This is a genomic window from Variovorax gracilis (assembly GCF_030317115.1).
GTDB lineage: Bacteria > Pseudomonadota > Gammaproteobacteria > Burkholderiales > Burkholderiaceae_C > Variovorax > Variovorax gracilis.
Window position 1 is genome coordinate 61,809 of the sequence record NZ_JASZYF010000007.1, and the last position, 12,729, is coordinate 74,537.

Genomic DNA, 12,729 nt, shown 5'->3' on the forward strand with positions numbered 1-12,729 from the left:
CGGCCCGCTGGTGTTGCCCCCCTGAAAGGGGGTGTCCGAGCCACACGAAGTGGGCGAGGCTGGGGGTTAGAGCGATTTACCGGCAGGGTAGTCAGGCTTCTTGTCGTTGCCCTCGATGAACGGGCTCCATGGCTTGGCCTTGACCGGGCCCGGCGTCTTCCACACCACATTGAACTGGCCGTCGGCCTTGATCTCGCCGATGAACACGCTCTTGTGCAGGTGGTGATTCTTCTCGTCCATCTTCGAGACGATGCCCGAAGGCGCAGTGAAGGTCTGGCCGGCCATCGCCGCGATCACCTTGTCGGTGTCGGTGCTCTTGGCCTTCTCGACGGCCTGCTTCCACATGTGGATGCCGATCCATGTCGCTTCCATCGGGTCGTTGGTCAGCGGCTTGTCCTTGTGGCCGGCGATGTTCTTGGCCTTGGCGTAGTCGCTCCATTGTTTGATGAACGCCGTGTTGGTCGGGTTCTTGATGCTCATGAAGTAGTTCCACGCTGCGAGGTGGCCGACCAGCGGCTTGGTGTCCACGCCGCGCAGTTCTTCCTCGCCCACCGAGAAGGCGACCACGGGCACGTCCTTGGCCTTCAGGCCGGCGTTGCCGAGTTCCTTGTAGAAGGGCACGTTGGAGTCGCCGTTGATGGTCGAGACCACCGCCGTCTTGCCGCCGGCCGAGAACTTCTTGATGTCGGCGACGATGGTCTGGTAGTCGCTGTGGCCGAAGGGGGTGTACTTCTCGTCGATGTCCTTGTCAGCCACGCCCTTGCTCTTCAGGTAGGCGCGCAGGATCTTGTTGGTGGTGCGCGGGTAGACGTAGTCGGTGCCCAGCAGCACCCAGCGCTTGGCGCCGCCGCCTTCCTTGCTCATTAGGTAATCGACGGCCGGAATGGCCTGCTGGTTCGGCGCTGCGCCGGTGTAGAACACGTTCTTGCTGAGTTCTTCGCCTTCGTACTGCACGGGGTAGAACAGCAGGCCGTTCATTTCCTCGACGACCGGAAGCACCGACTTGCGCGACACCGAGGTCCAGCAGCCGAAGATCACGGAAACCTTGTCCTGACCGAGCAACTGCTTGGTCTTTTCAGCGAAGAGCGGCCAGTTGGAGGCCGGATCGACCACCACGGGCTCAAGCTTCTTGCCGAGCACGCCGCCCTTGGCGTTGATGTCGTCGATGGCCATGAGCACCGTGTCCTTCAACACCGTCTCCGAAATAGCCATCGTGCCGGAAAGCGAGTGCAGCACGCCCACCTTGATGGTGTCCTGTGCGAACGCAGGCGCGGCAGACAGGCTCGCCAGGGCGACAGCGGCGGTAAGCGCCTTGAGGGTGAAACGACGTTGCATGGTGACTTCCTTCTCCTGGAGTGGTGTGAACGATGGAGAGGAGTCTGCGGAATCGGTCACGAGGCGTGAATACGCCCGGTGGCGTACATGTTGCTCGCCGCCAGCATGTCGCTCGCCCCCAGGTCGGACTCACTGCGTGTAGCCCTCCCACCCCCTGCCGGGGGCGCAGCCGGAGGCCCGGCGAAGCCGGTTCCTCGGCTGCCTCCGGAAGGGCGTGCACGCAGCGATGACAGAGATGCGCGGTTCAGATGTCCGGCGGCAGCCGCGCCCGGCAGGGGGTGCCCGAGCCACACGCAGTGGGCGAGGCTGGGGGCGAGCTAGAAGAACCCTCGCGCGTAGTTGATGGGCGCATGGTCCGCCAACTCGCGCAGCAGCACTGCACCGGGCTTCCACGCATGCTCCGTCGCATAGCGGGCTCGGCCTTCGATGCGGTCGGCCTCGATCATGGGCGGTGCAGGATCGTCGATGCAGCGGCCATCCAGGCAGGAGATGTAGGTCACCGCGCCGGCGTGCGCATAGAACGACAGGGCCGGCGGCAACTGCGTCACCACGTCGCAGCCGTCGACGAGGCGCACGATGTTCGTCTCCGCCAAGGCGGCAACGAAACTCGCGTCGCCCACACGCGGTGACCCGAGCGTGACGAGCAGTTCCGGCCGCAGCAACGTGGCGATCAACGTGGCGAGCGCTGCACCCAGGCTGTGGCCAGCGAAGATCAGGCGGCTGCGGCGACTTCCCTCGCCCGCCAGCCATTCGCTCAATTGCGGAATGACGGCACGTGCCGCCTTGGCGAAGCCGGCGTGCACGCGGCCGCCGCTTTCGCTCCACGCCGACTGCTGCGCCTGGAGACTGGTCGCGAGGTGGCGAATTTCGTCGGGCTGCGTGCCGCGGAAGGCAATGAGCGCACTCCGGTCGCCCGCATGCAAGGTGCCGAACGCAAAGGTTGCCCCATCCACGAAAAGCGTCGGTGCGCCGAAGCCTGCGTTGGCCAGCGCTTCTATCAGCCGCCCCTTCTCGGCCTCGGAAGTCTCGGCGCGATAGTACGCAAGCCGGGACGCCTCGATGGCCCATTGCGTGGGCGTGTAGTTGCGTCCCCGTTCGAACAACGCCTCATGCCGCTCGGGAGAATAGAGCGCCGTTCGGCTTGCGTCGTAGGAGATGGTGGGCATGGGCTGGCGCCTCGTCCATCCACTCTACTGCGGTTGCCCGGCCAACCGGAACTGCCGCGATGCGAACGCCCACACGAGCTTGGTCGCGTCCGGACCCGATGCGTCGGTGAAGAGCATGCTGGCCAAGCCACCGCTCCAGGCATGCCCAAGCCCGGCGATCTCGCAGAGGGTGACCACGGTACGGCCCCGGCGCGTGTAGTCCGTGATGCGCATGGGGTGGCGCCTGCCGCGCTGCTGCAGCCGGGTCGTGCCGGGCTGTGCGCCGGTGGCCACGGCCCAGACCTCGGCGGTGCTGCCGGCATTGCTGGCCGACACGACGGCGTCGGCATCGCCATGGAGGATCAGCAGCGGCGGCAATGTCGTGAACGCCGCCGCGGCGCCCATGGCCTTGCCGACCGCCGTCGCCGGCATGGGCGGCACGTGCCGTCCGCGCATGGCGCCGAGTGCCGTTGCAGGCGACTTGGCGGCGCCGGGCGCCACGCCCGAGTGCATGGCCAGCGCCTTGAAGCGCTGCGGATAGCGCGTCGCCAGGAGGGCCGCCATGCTGGCGCCGGCCGAGAGACCGGCGATCGCCACGCGCTCTCGGTCGATCGGATAGAGGGCCTGCACCTGGTCGATGGCCGCGATCAGCGTCGCGGCTTCGGCGTCGGCCTTGCCGGAGCGTCGGTCGTACCAGTTCCAGCAGCCCTGCGCGTTGGCAAGGCGGTCCTGCTCGGGATACAGCACCAGGAAGCGTTCGCGCGCAGCAAGGCGATTCATGCGGGTGCTGACGGCAAAATCGCGCCCGGTCTGGCCGCAGCCGTGCAGCATGACCAACAGGGGCAGCTTCTCGCCGAGTGTCAGGTCAAGATCAGGCGGACGATAGACGTGATAGCGCCGCGCACCCGCCGGGCCCAGCGCCACGCCGGGGAGCCAGTCACCGCTGCCGGGCGGCGGCTTGAGCTGCCTCGTTGCCGCGCGCTGCACCTGGTTGGCTATGCGCTTGCTGCTGCTCAACGTGGCTTTCGTGAGCGCCTTGAGGTTGCGCTGATAGGCACGCGTGAGCGGGGAAAGGAGGCGGCGGGACATCGGGTGCGCGTGGGTCGATCGACGCACGGTAGCAGCTTCGACCGCCGCTTTCTACCCAAACGAACGGCCGAGCCGGCCGCGCGGTCGGATCAATACACCTCGGGAACGTACATGTTGGCCGGCACGGGGTGGCGCAGGTAGTCCTCGTTGCGCACGCGGGCGGGCAAGGTGATCGGCGCGTGTTCGACCTCCTGGTAGGGCAATTGGCCCAGCAGGTGGGTGATGCAGTTCAGCCGCGCCTTCTTCTTGTCGACCGCCTGCACGACCCACCACGGTGCCTCGGGGATGTGGGTCCGGTCCAGCATCGTTTCCTTGGCCTTGGTGTATTCCTCCCACCGGCGGCGGGATTCCAGGTCCATCGGGCTCAGCTTCCACTGCTTGAGCGGGTCGTGGATGCGGCCCAGAAAGCGCATGTGCTGCTCTTCGTCGGTGATGGAGAACCAGTATTTGATGAGCTTGATGCCCGAGCGCACGAGCATCCGCTCGAAGTCGGGCACGGTGCGGAAGAACTCCTCGTACTCGTCGTCGGTGCAAAAGCCCATGACCCGCTCCACGCCCGCCCGGTTGTACCAGCTGCGATCGAACAGCACCATTTCGCCCGCGGCCGGAAGGTGGGCCACGTAGCGCTGGAAGTACCACTGGGTGCGCTCGCGGTCGTTGGGCGCCGGCAGGGCCGCCACGCGGACCACGCGGGGATTGAGTCGCTGCGTGATGCGCTTGATCACGCCTCCCTTGCCCGCAGCATCACGCCCCTCGAACAGGATCACGACCTTCTGCCTGCTGTGCTGCACCCAGTCCTGCAGCTTGACGAGTTCGCCCTGCAGGCGAAACAGCTCCTTGAAATAGGCCTGCCGGCCGGCCTTGTCGGTGATCCTGCCGGATTCGAGTTCATCGAGACTTCGGTCCTCGAGCTCGAGTTCGATCTCCTCGTCATAGCTGTCGATCAGGTCGCGCGCGATGCGTCCGATCAGTTCGTCCTGGTCTCCGAGGGTGCTGGGCAACGTCATGGTCGTTCTCTGGATGAAGGCAAGGGAAAACCGCATGCTCACCCCGCGGCATGACTGTCATGTGACAGAAAGTGTGCTCACACGGCGTCGTCACACGGCTGACACACGCGGCGACCACGATGGCGCGTTCATGACAAGGACCCCCTGAGCTTCAATGGCCGGCGCGTATGGAAGCGACGAAGCCGGACTGATCTGCGGCTATTTGTTCGATGCGGATTCGCCGGAGCCGGCGCGCTCCGTCGATTCGTCGCAGGCCGCCGAATGGCTCGCCCGGCAAGGCGATGCGGGCCCGGGATCGGGCGGCGCTTACATGTGGCTCCACTTCAATTTGAGCCACGCACAGGCCGAGCGCTGGCTGCAGCGGCATGCCGGTCTTTCCGACCTGTTCTTCGAGACGCTCAGGGACGGGCTGCACTCGACCCGCATCGAGCGCGCCGACGACTCGCTGATCGCCGTCATCAACGACGTGCACTTCGAATTCAGCTTCGAGCCCTCGGACATCTCGACCTTGTGGATCAGCGTCGGCCCGCGTCTGGTGGTGACGGCGCGCACGCAACCGCTGCGCTCGGTCGACGCCCTGCGCACGGCCGTGAAGGCCGGAGACGCGCCGCGCTCCAGCACCGAACTGCTCGAGCATCTGCTGCGGGTGCAGGCGGACGTGCTCGTGAACATCGTGCGCGGCGTGACGACGCGCATCGACCGGATCGAGGATGAGCTGCTGGCCGGCCGACTCGACCACAAGCGGGCCCGGCTGGGCGTGTTGCGCCGGGTGCTCGTACGTCTGCAGCGCCTGCTGGCGCCTGAGCCCGCCGCCCTCTTCCGCCTGCTGCAGGACCCGCCTGCCTGGATGGCCGAGCCCGATGCGCAGGAACTGCGCGGCTCGACCGAGGAGTTCTCGGTGGTGCTGCGCGACATGGGCGCGCTGCAGGAACGCATCAAGCTCTTGCAGGAAGAAATCGCCGACAACGTGAACGAGGACAACAACCGCAGCCTGTTCGTGCTGACCGTGGTGACGGTGCTGGCGCTGCCCATCAACATCCTCGCCGGGCTGTTCGGCATGAACGTGGGCGGGATTCCGCTGGCCGAGCACAAGCACGGGTTCTGGATCGTCGTGGCCATCGTACTGAGCTTCACGGCCGTCGCGGCATGGGTGGCGTTCCGCAAGAAGCGCTGAAGCGCAACTGCGGCATCGCAAGGCCGGAGCCGTACCAGCGCTATCCATTTGGTAGCAGCCCCCGTAGACGCCATGCGCTCTGCAAGCATTTTGGAGAAAGAATAAGATCGTGGTGTGTCTTCCATCCTCAACGCCGACCTGCATTGCCACTCCGTGGTATCGGACGGCACGCTGACGCCCGAAGCGCTGGCGGCCCGCGCCGCAGCCAACGGCGTCGAGCTCTGGGCCTTGACCGATCACGACGAAATCGGCGGTCAGCACCGCGCCGCGGCGGCCGCCCGCGAACAGGGCATGAAGTACCTCACCGGCACCGAGATCTCGGTCACTTTCGCTGGTGAAACCGTGCACATCGTGGGTCTGGGATTCGACCCCGACGACGCGGCCATGAGTGAAGGCCTCTACGACACGCGAGGCGGCCGCGGCAAGCGGGCGCAGGAGATGTCCGAGGGGTTGGCCAAGGTCGGCATCCAGGGTGCCTACGAGGGCGCGCTCAAGTTCGTCGGCAACCCTGAACTCATCTCGCGCACCCATTTCGCTCGTTTTCTGGTGGAAGCCGGCCATTGCAGGGACACCTCCGAGGTGTTCCGCAAGTTCCTCACCGAGGGCAAGCCCGGCTACGTGCCGCACCGCTGGGCCGCACTGAAGGACGCGGTGCAGTGGATCACCGCCGCCGGCGGGCTGGCCGTGATCGCCCATCCCGGTCGCTACAAATTCACCGCCAATGAGGAGTACGCGCTTTTCGTCGAATTCAAGGCGCACGGCGGCAAGGCGATCGAGGTCGTGACCGGCAGCCACACGCCCGCCGAGTACGTCGAATACGCCGACAAGGCGCTGGAGTTCGGCTTTGCCGCCTCGCGTGGCAGCGATTTCCACAGCCCTGACGAAAGCCACTGCGACCTGGGCAAGCTGCCTTGGCTCCCGGGCAAGCTCACGCCGGTGTGGGAGTTGCTGGAGCACCGCATCCAGTGAGCGCGTTGGGAGGCGGCGGCACCGTCGCCAACAAGGGCACACGCGACCTCGAATCGGAACGCATCCTCGCCGGCATCGGCCTGGTGCTGCTCGCCGTCGCCTGCTTTGCCACGCTGGACACCGCGACGAAGCTCTCGACTGCCGCCGTGCCGATCCTGATGGGCGTGTGGGTGCGCTATGCCTTCCAGGCGGTCGCGACGACGCTCGTGCTGCTGCCGAAGCACGGCCCGCGACTGCTGCGAACGGAACACCCGAAATACCAGTTGCTGCGCGGCGCCTTGCTGCTCGCGTCGAGCACGCTGGCCTTCCTGAGCCTGCGCTACATGCCCCTGGCGGAATTCACCTCGATCGTGCTGATCGCACCGCTGGTCATCACGCTGCTGGCCGCCACCACCCTCAAGGAGCAGGTGTCGCCGCTGCGCTGGGCCCTGGTGGCTGGCGGGTTCGCCGGCACGCTCGTGATCCTGCGGCCGGGCGGCGAGGCGTTCAGTTGGGCAATGCTGTTGCCGATCGGGCTGGTGCTGACCAATGCGTGGTTCCAGGTGCTGACCAGCAAGCTCGCACGCACCGAAAACCCGCTCACGATGCACTTCTATACCGGCTGGGTAGGGGCGCTGCTCGCCTCGGTCGCCCTGCCCTTCGTCTGGACGGCCCTGCCGTCGTGGCACTGGTGGGCGCTGCTGTGCCTCATGGGGTTCATGGGGACGGTGGGCCACTTCATCCTGATCCTCGCCTACCAGCGTGCGCCGGCATCGACGCTCACGCCCTATCTGTACGCGCAGATCGCCTTCGCGATGCTGGGCGGCTGGCTCATGTTCTCCCAGATGCCGGACAAGATCTCACTGACCGGCATGGCGCTGATCGCCATCTGCGGCGCGGCCGGTGCGTGGCTCACGGTGCGAGAGCGGCGCGTGCCGATCGAGCCGGCGGAGTCCTGAAGCCCGATACTTTGCATTCCCCAGACCCGGTGACGCCATGGCCCAGTTCTTCGAAGTCCATCCCGACAACCCGCAGCAGCGTCTGCTGAAGCAAGCCGCCGCCCTGCTCGCGCGCGGGGAGATCGTCGCCGTGCCGACCGATTCGAGCTACGCACTGGCCTGCCATCTGGACGACAAGGACGCGGTCGACCAGCTGCGGCGCATCCGCCAGGTCGACGAGAAGCACCACCTGACCCTGCTGTGCCGCGACCTGAGCGAGCTTTCCAACTACGCGCGGGTCGACAACAAGCAATACCGGCTCCTGAAGGCTGCCACGCCCGGCCCCTACACCTTCCTGCTCGAAGCCACCAAGGAAGTGCCGCGCCGCGTGAGCCATCCCCAGCGGAAGACCATCGGCCTGCGCGTGCCGGACCACAGGGTGCTCGGCGAACTCCTCATGCTGCACGGCGAGCCGCTACTGGCAACTACGCTGATCCCTCCCGGGGAAACCGAGGCCCTGAATGACGCCGCCGAGATCCGCGAACGTTTCGAAAAGCAGATTGGCGCGGTGATCGACTCCGGCGCCTGCCCCTCGGAGCCGACCACCGTGGTGGACCTGACGCCGATGGGCACGGGCGGCGATCCCGTGCTGGTGCGGCAAGGCCGCGGACCGCTCGCGGTGCTCGGTCTCTGAGTCCCGCAGGGGACAGGCAACCGTCTGAGACAATCCGGCGGTGGATTTCTCAAACCTCATCCAAACCGTCCTCATCTACGCACTGCCCGTGATCTTCGCGATCACGGTGCATGAAGCCGCGCATGGCTACGTCGCCCGCTACCTTGGGGACAACACTGCCTACATGCTCGGCCGGGTGACGCTCAATCCCGTCAAGCACATCGACCCGATCGGCACCATCCTGATGCCCTTGATGCTGTATTTCGCGACCTCGGGCGCCTTCCTCTTCGGCTATGCCAAGCCGGTGCCGGTCAATTTCGGCCACCTGCGCAACCCGAAGCGGGACATGATCTGGGTGGCGCTGGCGGGCCCCGCATCCAACTTCATCCAGGCGATCATCTGGGCGCTGTTCTTCTACGGGCTGGTCGGCGCAGGCATCAATGAACCCTTTTTCATCAAGATGGCGCAGGGCGGCGTGCTCGTGAACCTCGTGATGTGGGCCTTCAACCTGTTTCCCCTGCCTCCGCTCGACGGTGGGCGCGTGCTGGCCGGCTTGCTGCCGCGCGGAGGCGCGCAGAACTTTCTGGCGCGCATCGAACCCTACGGCTTCTTCATCGTGATGGGCCTGGTCCTCGCGGGCATTGTCAGCACCTACTGGCTGCGGCCGTTGATGAGCTTCGGCTACGCGGCGGTCGACCTCCTGCTCTCGCCCCTTGCCGCCCTGATCCGCTGAGTCTTCTCCCATGGCCTCGTCTTCTACCGACCCCGTTCGCTTCCTCACCGGCATCACGACCAGCGGCACGCCGCACCTTGGCAACTATGTCGGCTCGGTGCGGCATTCCGTGCGCTTCAGCCGCCGCGCCGATGTGCAGAGCTTCTATTTCCTGGCGGATTACCACGCGCTCATCAAGGTCGACGAGCCTGCCCGTATCCAGCGCTCGACGCTCGAAATCGCGGCGACCTGGCTCGCCTGTGGCCTGGACCCCGAACGCGTCACCTTCTACCGGCAGTCGGACATCCCCGAGATCCCGGAGCTGACCTGGTTCCTCACCTGCGTCACGGGCAAGGGGCTGCTGAACCGTGCCCATGCCTACAAGGCATCGGTCGACAAAAACGTCGCCAAGGGCGAGGACCCCGACGCCGACGTCACCGCCGGCCTCTTCATGTATCCGGTGCTGATGGGTGCCGACATCCTGATGTTCAATGCACACAAGGTGCCGGTGGGCCGCGATCAGGTCCAGCACATCGAGATGGCGCGTGACATGGCGCAGCATTTCAACCATCTGTACGGCGAGCACTTCACCCTGCCCGAGGCCGAGATCGACGACGCCGTGGCCACGCTGCCCGGCCTCGATGGCCGCAAGATGAGCAAGAGCTACGACAACACGATCCCGCTCTTCACGCCGCGCGCCCAACTGCAGAAGCTGATCGCCGGCATCGTGACCGACTCGCGCGCACCCGGCGAACCCAAGGACACCGACGGCTCGGCGCTGTTCCAGATCTACCAGGCCTTCGCGGACAGCGAGGAAACCGAGACCTTGCGCAAGGCCTATGCCGACGGCATCGGCTGGGGCGACGCCAAGCAGATCCTGTTCGAGCGCATCGACCGCGAGGTCGCGCCGATGCGCAAGCACTACGAAGACCTGCTGAATGATCCGGCGCAGATCGAAAAGGTCCTGCGCGCAGGCGCCGACAAGGCGCGTGAGATCTCGCGCCCGTTCATGGCCGACTTGCGCCACGCCGTCGGCCTTCGAAACCTGGCGACCCAGGACAAGGCTGCAAGGCAAAAGGCCGCCAAGGTCGTACGCCCGAGCTTCAAGCAATACCGGGAAAGCGACGGCCTCTTCTATTTCAAGCTGCTCGACGCGAGCGGCATACAGCTGGTACAAAGCCGGGGGTTCGCGTCGCCGCAGGAAGCGGGTCGTGCGATCGGCACGCTGCGACAGCAGGGTGGCGCCGCACTGGCCGACCTCGCCGCGCAGCTCGAGCCCATGGACAACGAGGGAACGCGTGCGGCAACGGCCGCACTGGAGGCGCTGGCTGCCGACGCAGCTGGCGAGAAGAGCGAAGTGAAGTGACAGCAACGCGCGGCGATGGGCACGCCCGACCCGCGGACACAGTGAGAAAACCATGAGTATCTATGTCATCGACGACCACCCCCTGATGCGCGACGCCATCGTGATGGTGTTGCGGCGCCTCCGACCTGCCGAGAACATCGTCGAGCTCGAGCGCCTCGACAAGCTGGGCGCAGCGGTCAAGCAGCACGGCGCGCCGGGCCTTTTCTGCCTGGACCTGAAACTGCCTGATACGACGGGCGTTTCCGGCGTGGTCGAAGTGAAGCGCGCCTATCCGGACGTACCGATCGCGGTCTACTCCGCATCGCCGTCGGCCGACATGGAAGAAGCCTGCATCGAAGCGGGTGCCGATACCTATATCGAGAAGTCGGCCAGTTCGGCGGAACTCACCGCTGCACTGCGTGGGCTGCTGATGGCCGATACCGAGGCCGAAGAGCCGGTCGCAGCCGCCAACAGCAAGCTATCGAAGCGCCAGACCCAGCTCATCGCGATGCTGGACCAGGGCATGAGCAACCGCGATATCGCGACCGAGCTCGACATCAGCGAGCACACGGTGAAAGTGCACCTGTGGCGGCTGTTCCGCCGGCTCGGGGTGAAGAGCCGGACCCAAGCGCTCCACCACGCCCGAACCAACGGATTGTTGTCGGGCTGACTCAGCCAACCCCTTTCAGGGGGGCGCTGCCCTGCGGACCGGCGAAGCCGGTTCCGCGGCGGCTTGCGTTGGGCGCGCGCTGCGGGCGGCCCGTTCGCCTAGCCTACTGCGCCTGAGATGCGGGTTTGGGCTTGCGACTCGTCGGCGTCATGCAATGCGACGCGGAAGACGCTGCCGCGGCCGAGGCGCGATCGGACACTGACCGGGTGCCCCAGCGCGTGCGACAGGCGCGCCACGATCGCCAAACCCAGGCCGAAGCCGTCCGACGTACCGGCATGGTCGGCCACCTTGTAGAACTCCAGGAACACGTCGCGCAGGTGCTCGCGCGCAATGCCGATGCCCGTGTCCCACACCTCCACACGCAGGCCGTCGCGGGTCTGCCTTGATGCCAGCAGGATGCCGCCTTCGGCCGTGTACTTGATGGCGTTGGCGAGCAGGTTGCCGATCATGCGGCGCACGCGGATCGGATCGGTCAGTACGGTGCCGGGCGTCACGTGCATGCGGAAGGCCAGGCCCTTGGCTTCGGCCACGGGGCGGTACTGCAGCTCGAGATCGTGCAGCAGTTGGGCGACGTCGACGCGCTCGATGTGCAACCTCACCTGTCCTGAATCGATCCGTGCAAGATCGAAAAGCGAGTCGAAGAGCGCATTGACCGCGTGCGTGGCCCGCACGATCTTCGGCGCGATCTCCGCCACCAGTTCGGGCTCGTTGCGCAGCCAGTCGGCATAGAGCGAGAGCGCCAGCACCGGCTGGCGCATGTCGTGCGCGGCGCTCGCAAGGAAGCGGTTTTTCATCGCCACCGCCGACACCGCCGCCTGGCGCTGCTGCGTGAGCGAGTTGATCAGGATGTGGTTGTGGAAGAGCAGCTCGAAGCTGTTTCGGGCCGTCTCGTGGATGCGTCGGCCTGCGCGCAACAGCAGCCACCAGTGCAGCCCCGGCAGCATCAGGAAACCGTAGTGGAAATGCGGGCGCTCGAAGTTGAGCTCGATCATCCGCAGGATGATGGCCGCCAGCATCGTGAAAAACAGCGTGTTGACGTAGCGCTTCAGCAGCGGCGGATGCAAGGCGAGCCCGTTGAGCGGAAAGGTCGCCACACCGGCCACGATCAGCCAGCTCATGAACTGGTTCACCAGCGGCGTGCGCTCGAAGAAGATCAGGATCGACAGGCCCCATGCAAACGCGCTCGTGCTCCAGAGCCAGCGATAGCGCTCGACGAAGTACTGCTGCGCGGCCGAGTCCCGGTCGGCGTAGTGCCGGGCGTAGAGCTGCTCGCCCCAAATCCGGCAGCCGGTGGCGGCGATGCCGATGCAGAACCACACGATCAGCTGCCATGGCGGCACGTGCCCCCAACTGAGGCCCACCATGGCCGGCATCAGCGCTGCTGCCAGCAGGTAGGAGCCGCGGGACGCGCGCATGAGGCTGCGGATCAGTTCGCCGCGCACCCACGGTTCGGCCTCGTCGGCCGAGGCCGGCGCCGGTGTGAGGCTGGCGAAGGACGAGTTGCCCAGTCCCGCGAACGACGAATTTCCAATCATGGCTTACCGCCCCCTGTCAGCCCGGCCACAAAAAAAGGCCCCTCGCGAGGGGCCCTGCATGTGCGGCGCAATGGCTCGCAAAAAATGAAACGCTAGACGGTATTGAGAACCGCTGCGGACCGCCACCTTGGGTGGCTGCACATCCGCATGATCTTAAT

At 66.0% G+C, this 12,729-nt stretch carries 12 protein-coding genes; 7 read left to right on the top strand and 5 right to left on the bottom strand.

The genetic code is table 11. The features are described from left to right. Nucleotides 1-66: 66 nt before the first annotated feature. From urtA to ppk2, 4 genes are all read right to left on the bottom strand, one after another. Nucleotides 67-1,335: an urea ABC transporter substrate-binding protein gene (gene urtA / locus QTH97_RS15605; protein ID WP_286569182.1), complete on the bottom strand. Its 1,269-nt coding sequence runs from the start codon at nt 1,333-1,335 to the stop codon at nt 67-69. A gap of 317 nt (nt 1,336-1,652) precedes the next feature. After that, the gene (locus QTH97_RS15610; protein WP_286569183.1) at nt 1,653-2,501 is read right to left on the bottom strand and encodes a lipase family protein; all 849 of its coding nucleotides are present in this window, start codon (nt 2,499-2,501) and stop codon (nt 1,653-1,655) included. A gap of 24 nt (nt 2,502-2,525) precedes the next feature. Further along, nucleotides 2,526-3,569 (bottom strand): extracellular catalytic domain type 1 short-chain-length polyhydroxyalkanoate depolymerase, encoded by a 1,044-nt coding sequence (locus tag QTH97_RS15615; protein WP_286569184.1) that lies wholly within the window; start codon nt 3,567-3,569, stop codon nt 2,526-2,528. Between the two features lie 89 nt (nt 3,570-3,658). Further along, nucleotides 3,659-4,576 carry a polyphosphate kinase 2 gene (ppk2, locus tag QTH97_RS15620; protein ID WP_286569185.1) on the bottom strand — a complete coding sequence of 306 codons (918 nt, stop codon included), beginning with the start codon at nt 4,574-4,576 and terminating at the stop codon, nt 3,659-3,661. Nucleotides 4,577-4,730: 154 nt separating this feature from the next. Here ppk2 and QTH97_RS15625 point away from each other — a divergent pair, with 154 nt between their 5' ends. The 7 genes from QTH97_RS15625 to QTH97_RS15655 all read left to right on the top strand — a co-directional run bounded on the left by QTH97_RS15625 (nt 4,731) and on the right by QTH97_RS15655 (nt 11,036). Beyond that, nucleotides 4,731-5,750, top strand: a complete 1,020-nt coding sequence (locus QTH97_RS15625; RefSeq protein ID WP_286569187.1) for a transporter — start codon at nt 4,731-4,733, stop codon at nt 5,748-5,750. 114 nt (nt 5,751-5,864) lie between these two features. Then, nucleotides 5,865-6,719 carry a 3',5'-nucleoside bisphosphate phosphatase gene (locus QTH97_RS15630; RefSeq protein ID WP_286569188.1) on the top strand — a complete coding sequence of 285 codons (855 nt, stop codon included), beginning with the start codon at nt 5,865-5,867 and terminating at the stop codon, nt 6,717-6,719. A gap of 5 nt (nt 6,720-6,724) precedes the next feature. Next, the gene (locus QTH97_RS15635) at nt 6,725-7,657 is read left to right on the top strand and encodes a DMT family transporter (protein ID WP_286569470.1); all 933 of its coding nucleotides are present in this window, start codon (nt 6,725-6,727) and stop codon (nt 7,655-7,657) included. A gap of 37 nt (nt 7,658-7,694) precedes the next feature. Continuing rightward, the gene (locus QTH97_RS15640; RefSeq protein WP_286569190.1) at nt 7,695-8,330 is read left to right on the top strand and encodes an L-threonylcarbamoyladenylate synthase; all 636 of its coding nucleotides are present in this window, start codon (nt 7,695-7,697) and stop codon (nt 8,328-8,330) included. Nucleotides 8,331-8,370: 40 nt separating this feature from the next. Then, on the top strand, nt 8,371-9,042 hold the full coding sequence (locus tag QTH97_RS15645) for a site-2 protease family protein (RefSeq protein WP_286569192.1): 672 nt from the start codon (nt 8,371-8,373) through the stop codon (nt 9,040-9,042). A 10-nt stretch (nt 9,043-9,052) separates the two neighbouring features. Continuing rightward, the gene (locus tag QTH97_RS15650) at nt 9,053-10,387 is read left to right on the top strand and encodes a tryptophan--tRNA ligase (protein WP_286569193.1); all 1,335 of its coding nucleotides are present in this window, start codon (nt 9,053-9,055) and stop codon (nt 10,385-10,387) included. Between the two features lie 52 nt (nt 10,388-10,439). Further along, a complete protein-coding gene (locus QTH97_RS15655; RefSeq protein ID WP_286569194.1) occupies nt 10,440-11,036 on the top strand; it encodes a LuxR C-terminal-related transcriptional regulator in 597 nt (198 codons plus the stop codon). 98 nt (nt 11,037-11,134) lie between these two features. Here the strand turns inward: QTH97_RS15655 and shkS are convergent, their stop codons facing one another. Further along, nucleotides 11,135-12,571 carry a surface-behavior sensor histidine kinase ShkS gene (gene shkS / locus QTH97_RS15660; RefSeq protein WP_286569195.1) on the bottom strand — a complete coding sequence of 479 codons (1,437 nt, stop codon included), beginning with the start codon at nt 12,569-12,571 and terminating at the stop codon, nt 11,135-11,137. Nucleotides 12,572-12,729: the final 158 nt, after the last annotated feature.

Excerpts from the sequence above, each read along its gene's own strand:
- QTH97_RS15640 (WP_286569190.1), top strand. The coding sequence starts at position 7,695 with ATGGCCCAGTTCTTCGAAGTCCATCCCGACAACCCGCAGCAGCGTCTG.
- QTH97_RS15650 (WP_286569193.1), top strand. The coding sequence starts at position 9,053 with ATGGCCTCGTCTTCTACCGACCCCGTTCGCTTCCTCACCGGCATCACG.
- QTH97_RS15625 (WP_286569187.1), top strand. The coding sequence starts at position 4,731 with ATGGCCGGCGCGTATGGAAGCGACGAAGCCGGACTGATCTGCGGCTAT.
- shkS (WP_286569195.1), bottom strand. The coding sequence starts at position 12,571 with ATGATTGGAAATTCGTCGTTCGCGGGACTGGGCAACTCGTCCTTCGCC.
- QTH97_RS15655 (WP_286569194.1), top strand. The coding sequence starts at position 10,440 with ATGAGTATCTATGTCATCGACGACCACCCCCTGATGCGCGACGCCATC.
- QTH97_RS15610 (WP_286569183.1), bottom strand. The coding sequence starts at position 2,501 with ATGCCCACCATCTCCTACGACGCAAGCCGAACGGCGCTCTATTCTCCC.
- QTH97_RS15615 (WP_286569184.1), bottom strand. The coding sequence starts at position 3,569 with ATGTCCCGCCGCCTCCTTTCCCCGCTCACGCGTGCCTATCAGCGCAAC.
- ppk2 (WP_286569185.1), bottom strand. The coding sequence starts at position 4,576 with ATGACGTTGCCCAGCACCCTCGGAGACCAGGACGAACTGATCGGACGC.
- urtA (WP_286569182.1), bottom strand. The coding sequence starts at position 1,335 with ATGCAACGTCGTTTCACCCTCAAGGCGCTTACCGCCGCTGTCGCCCTG.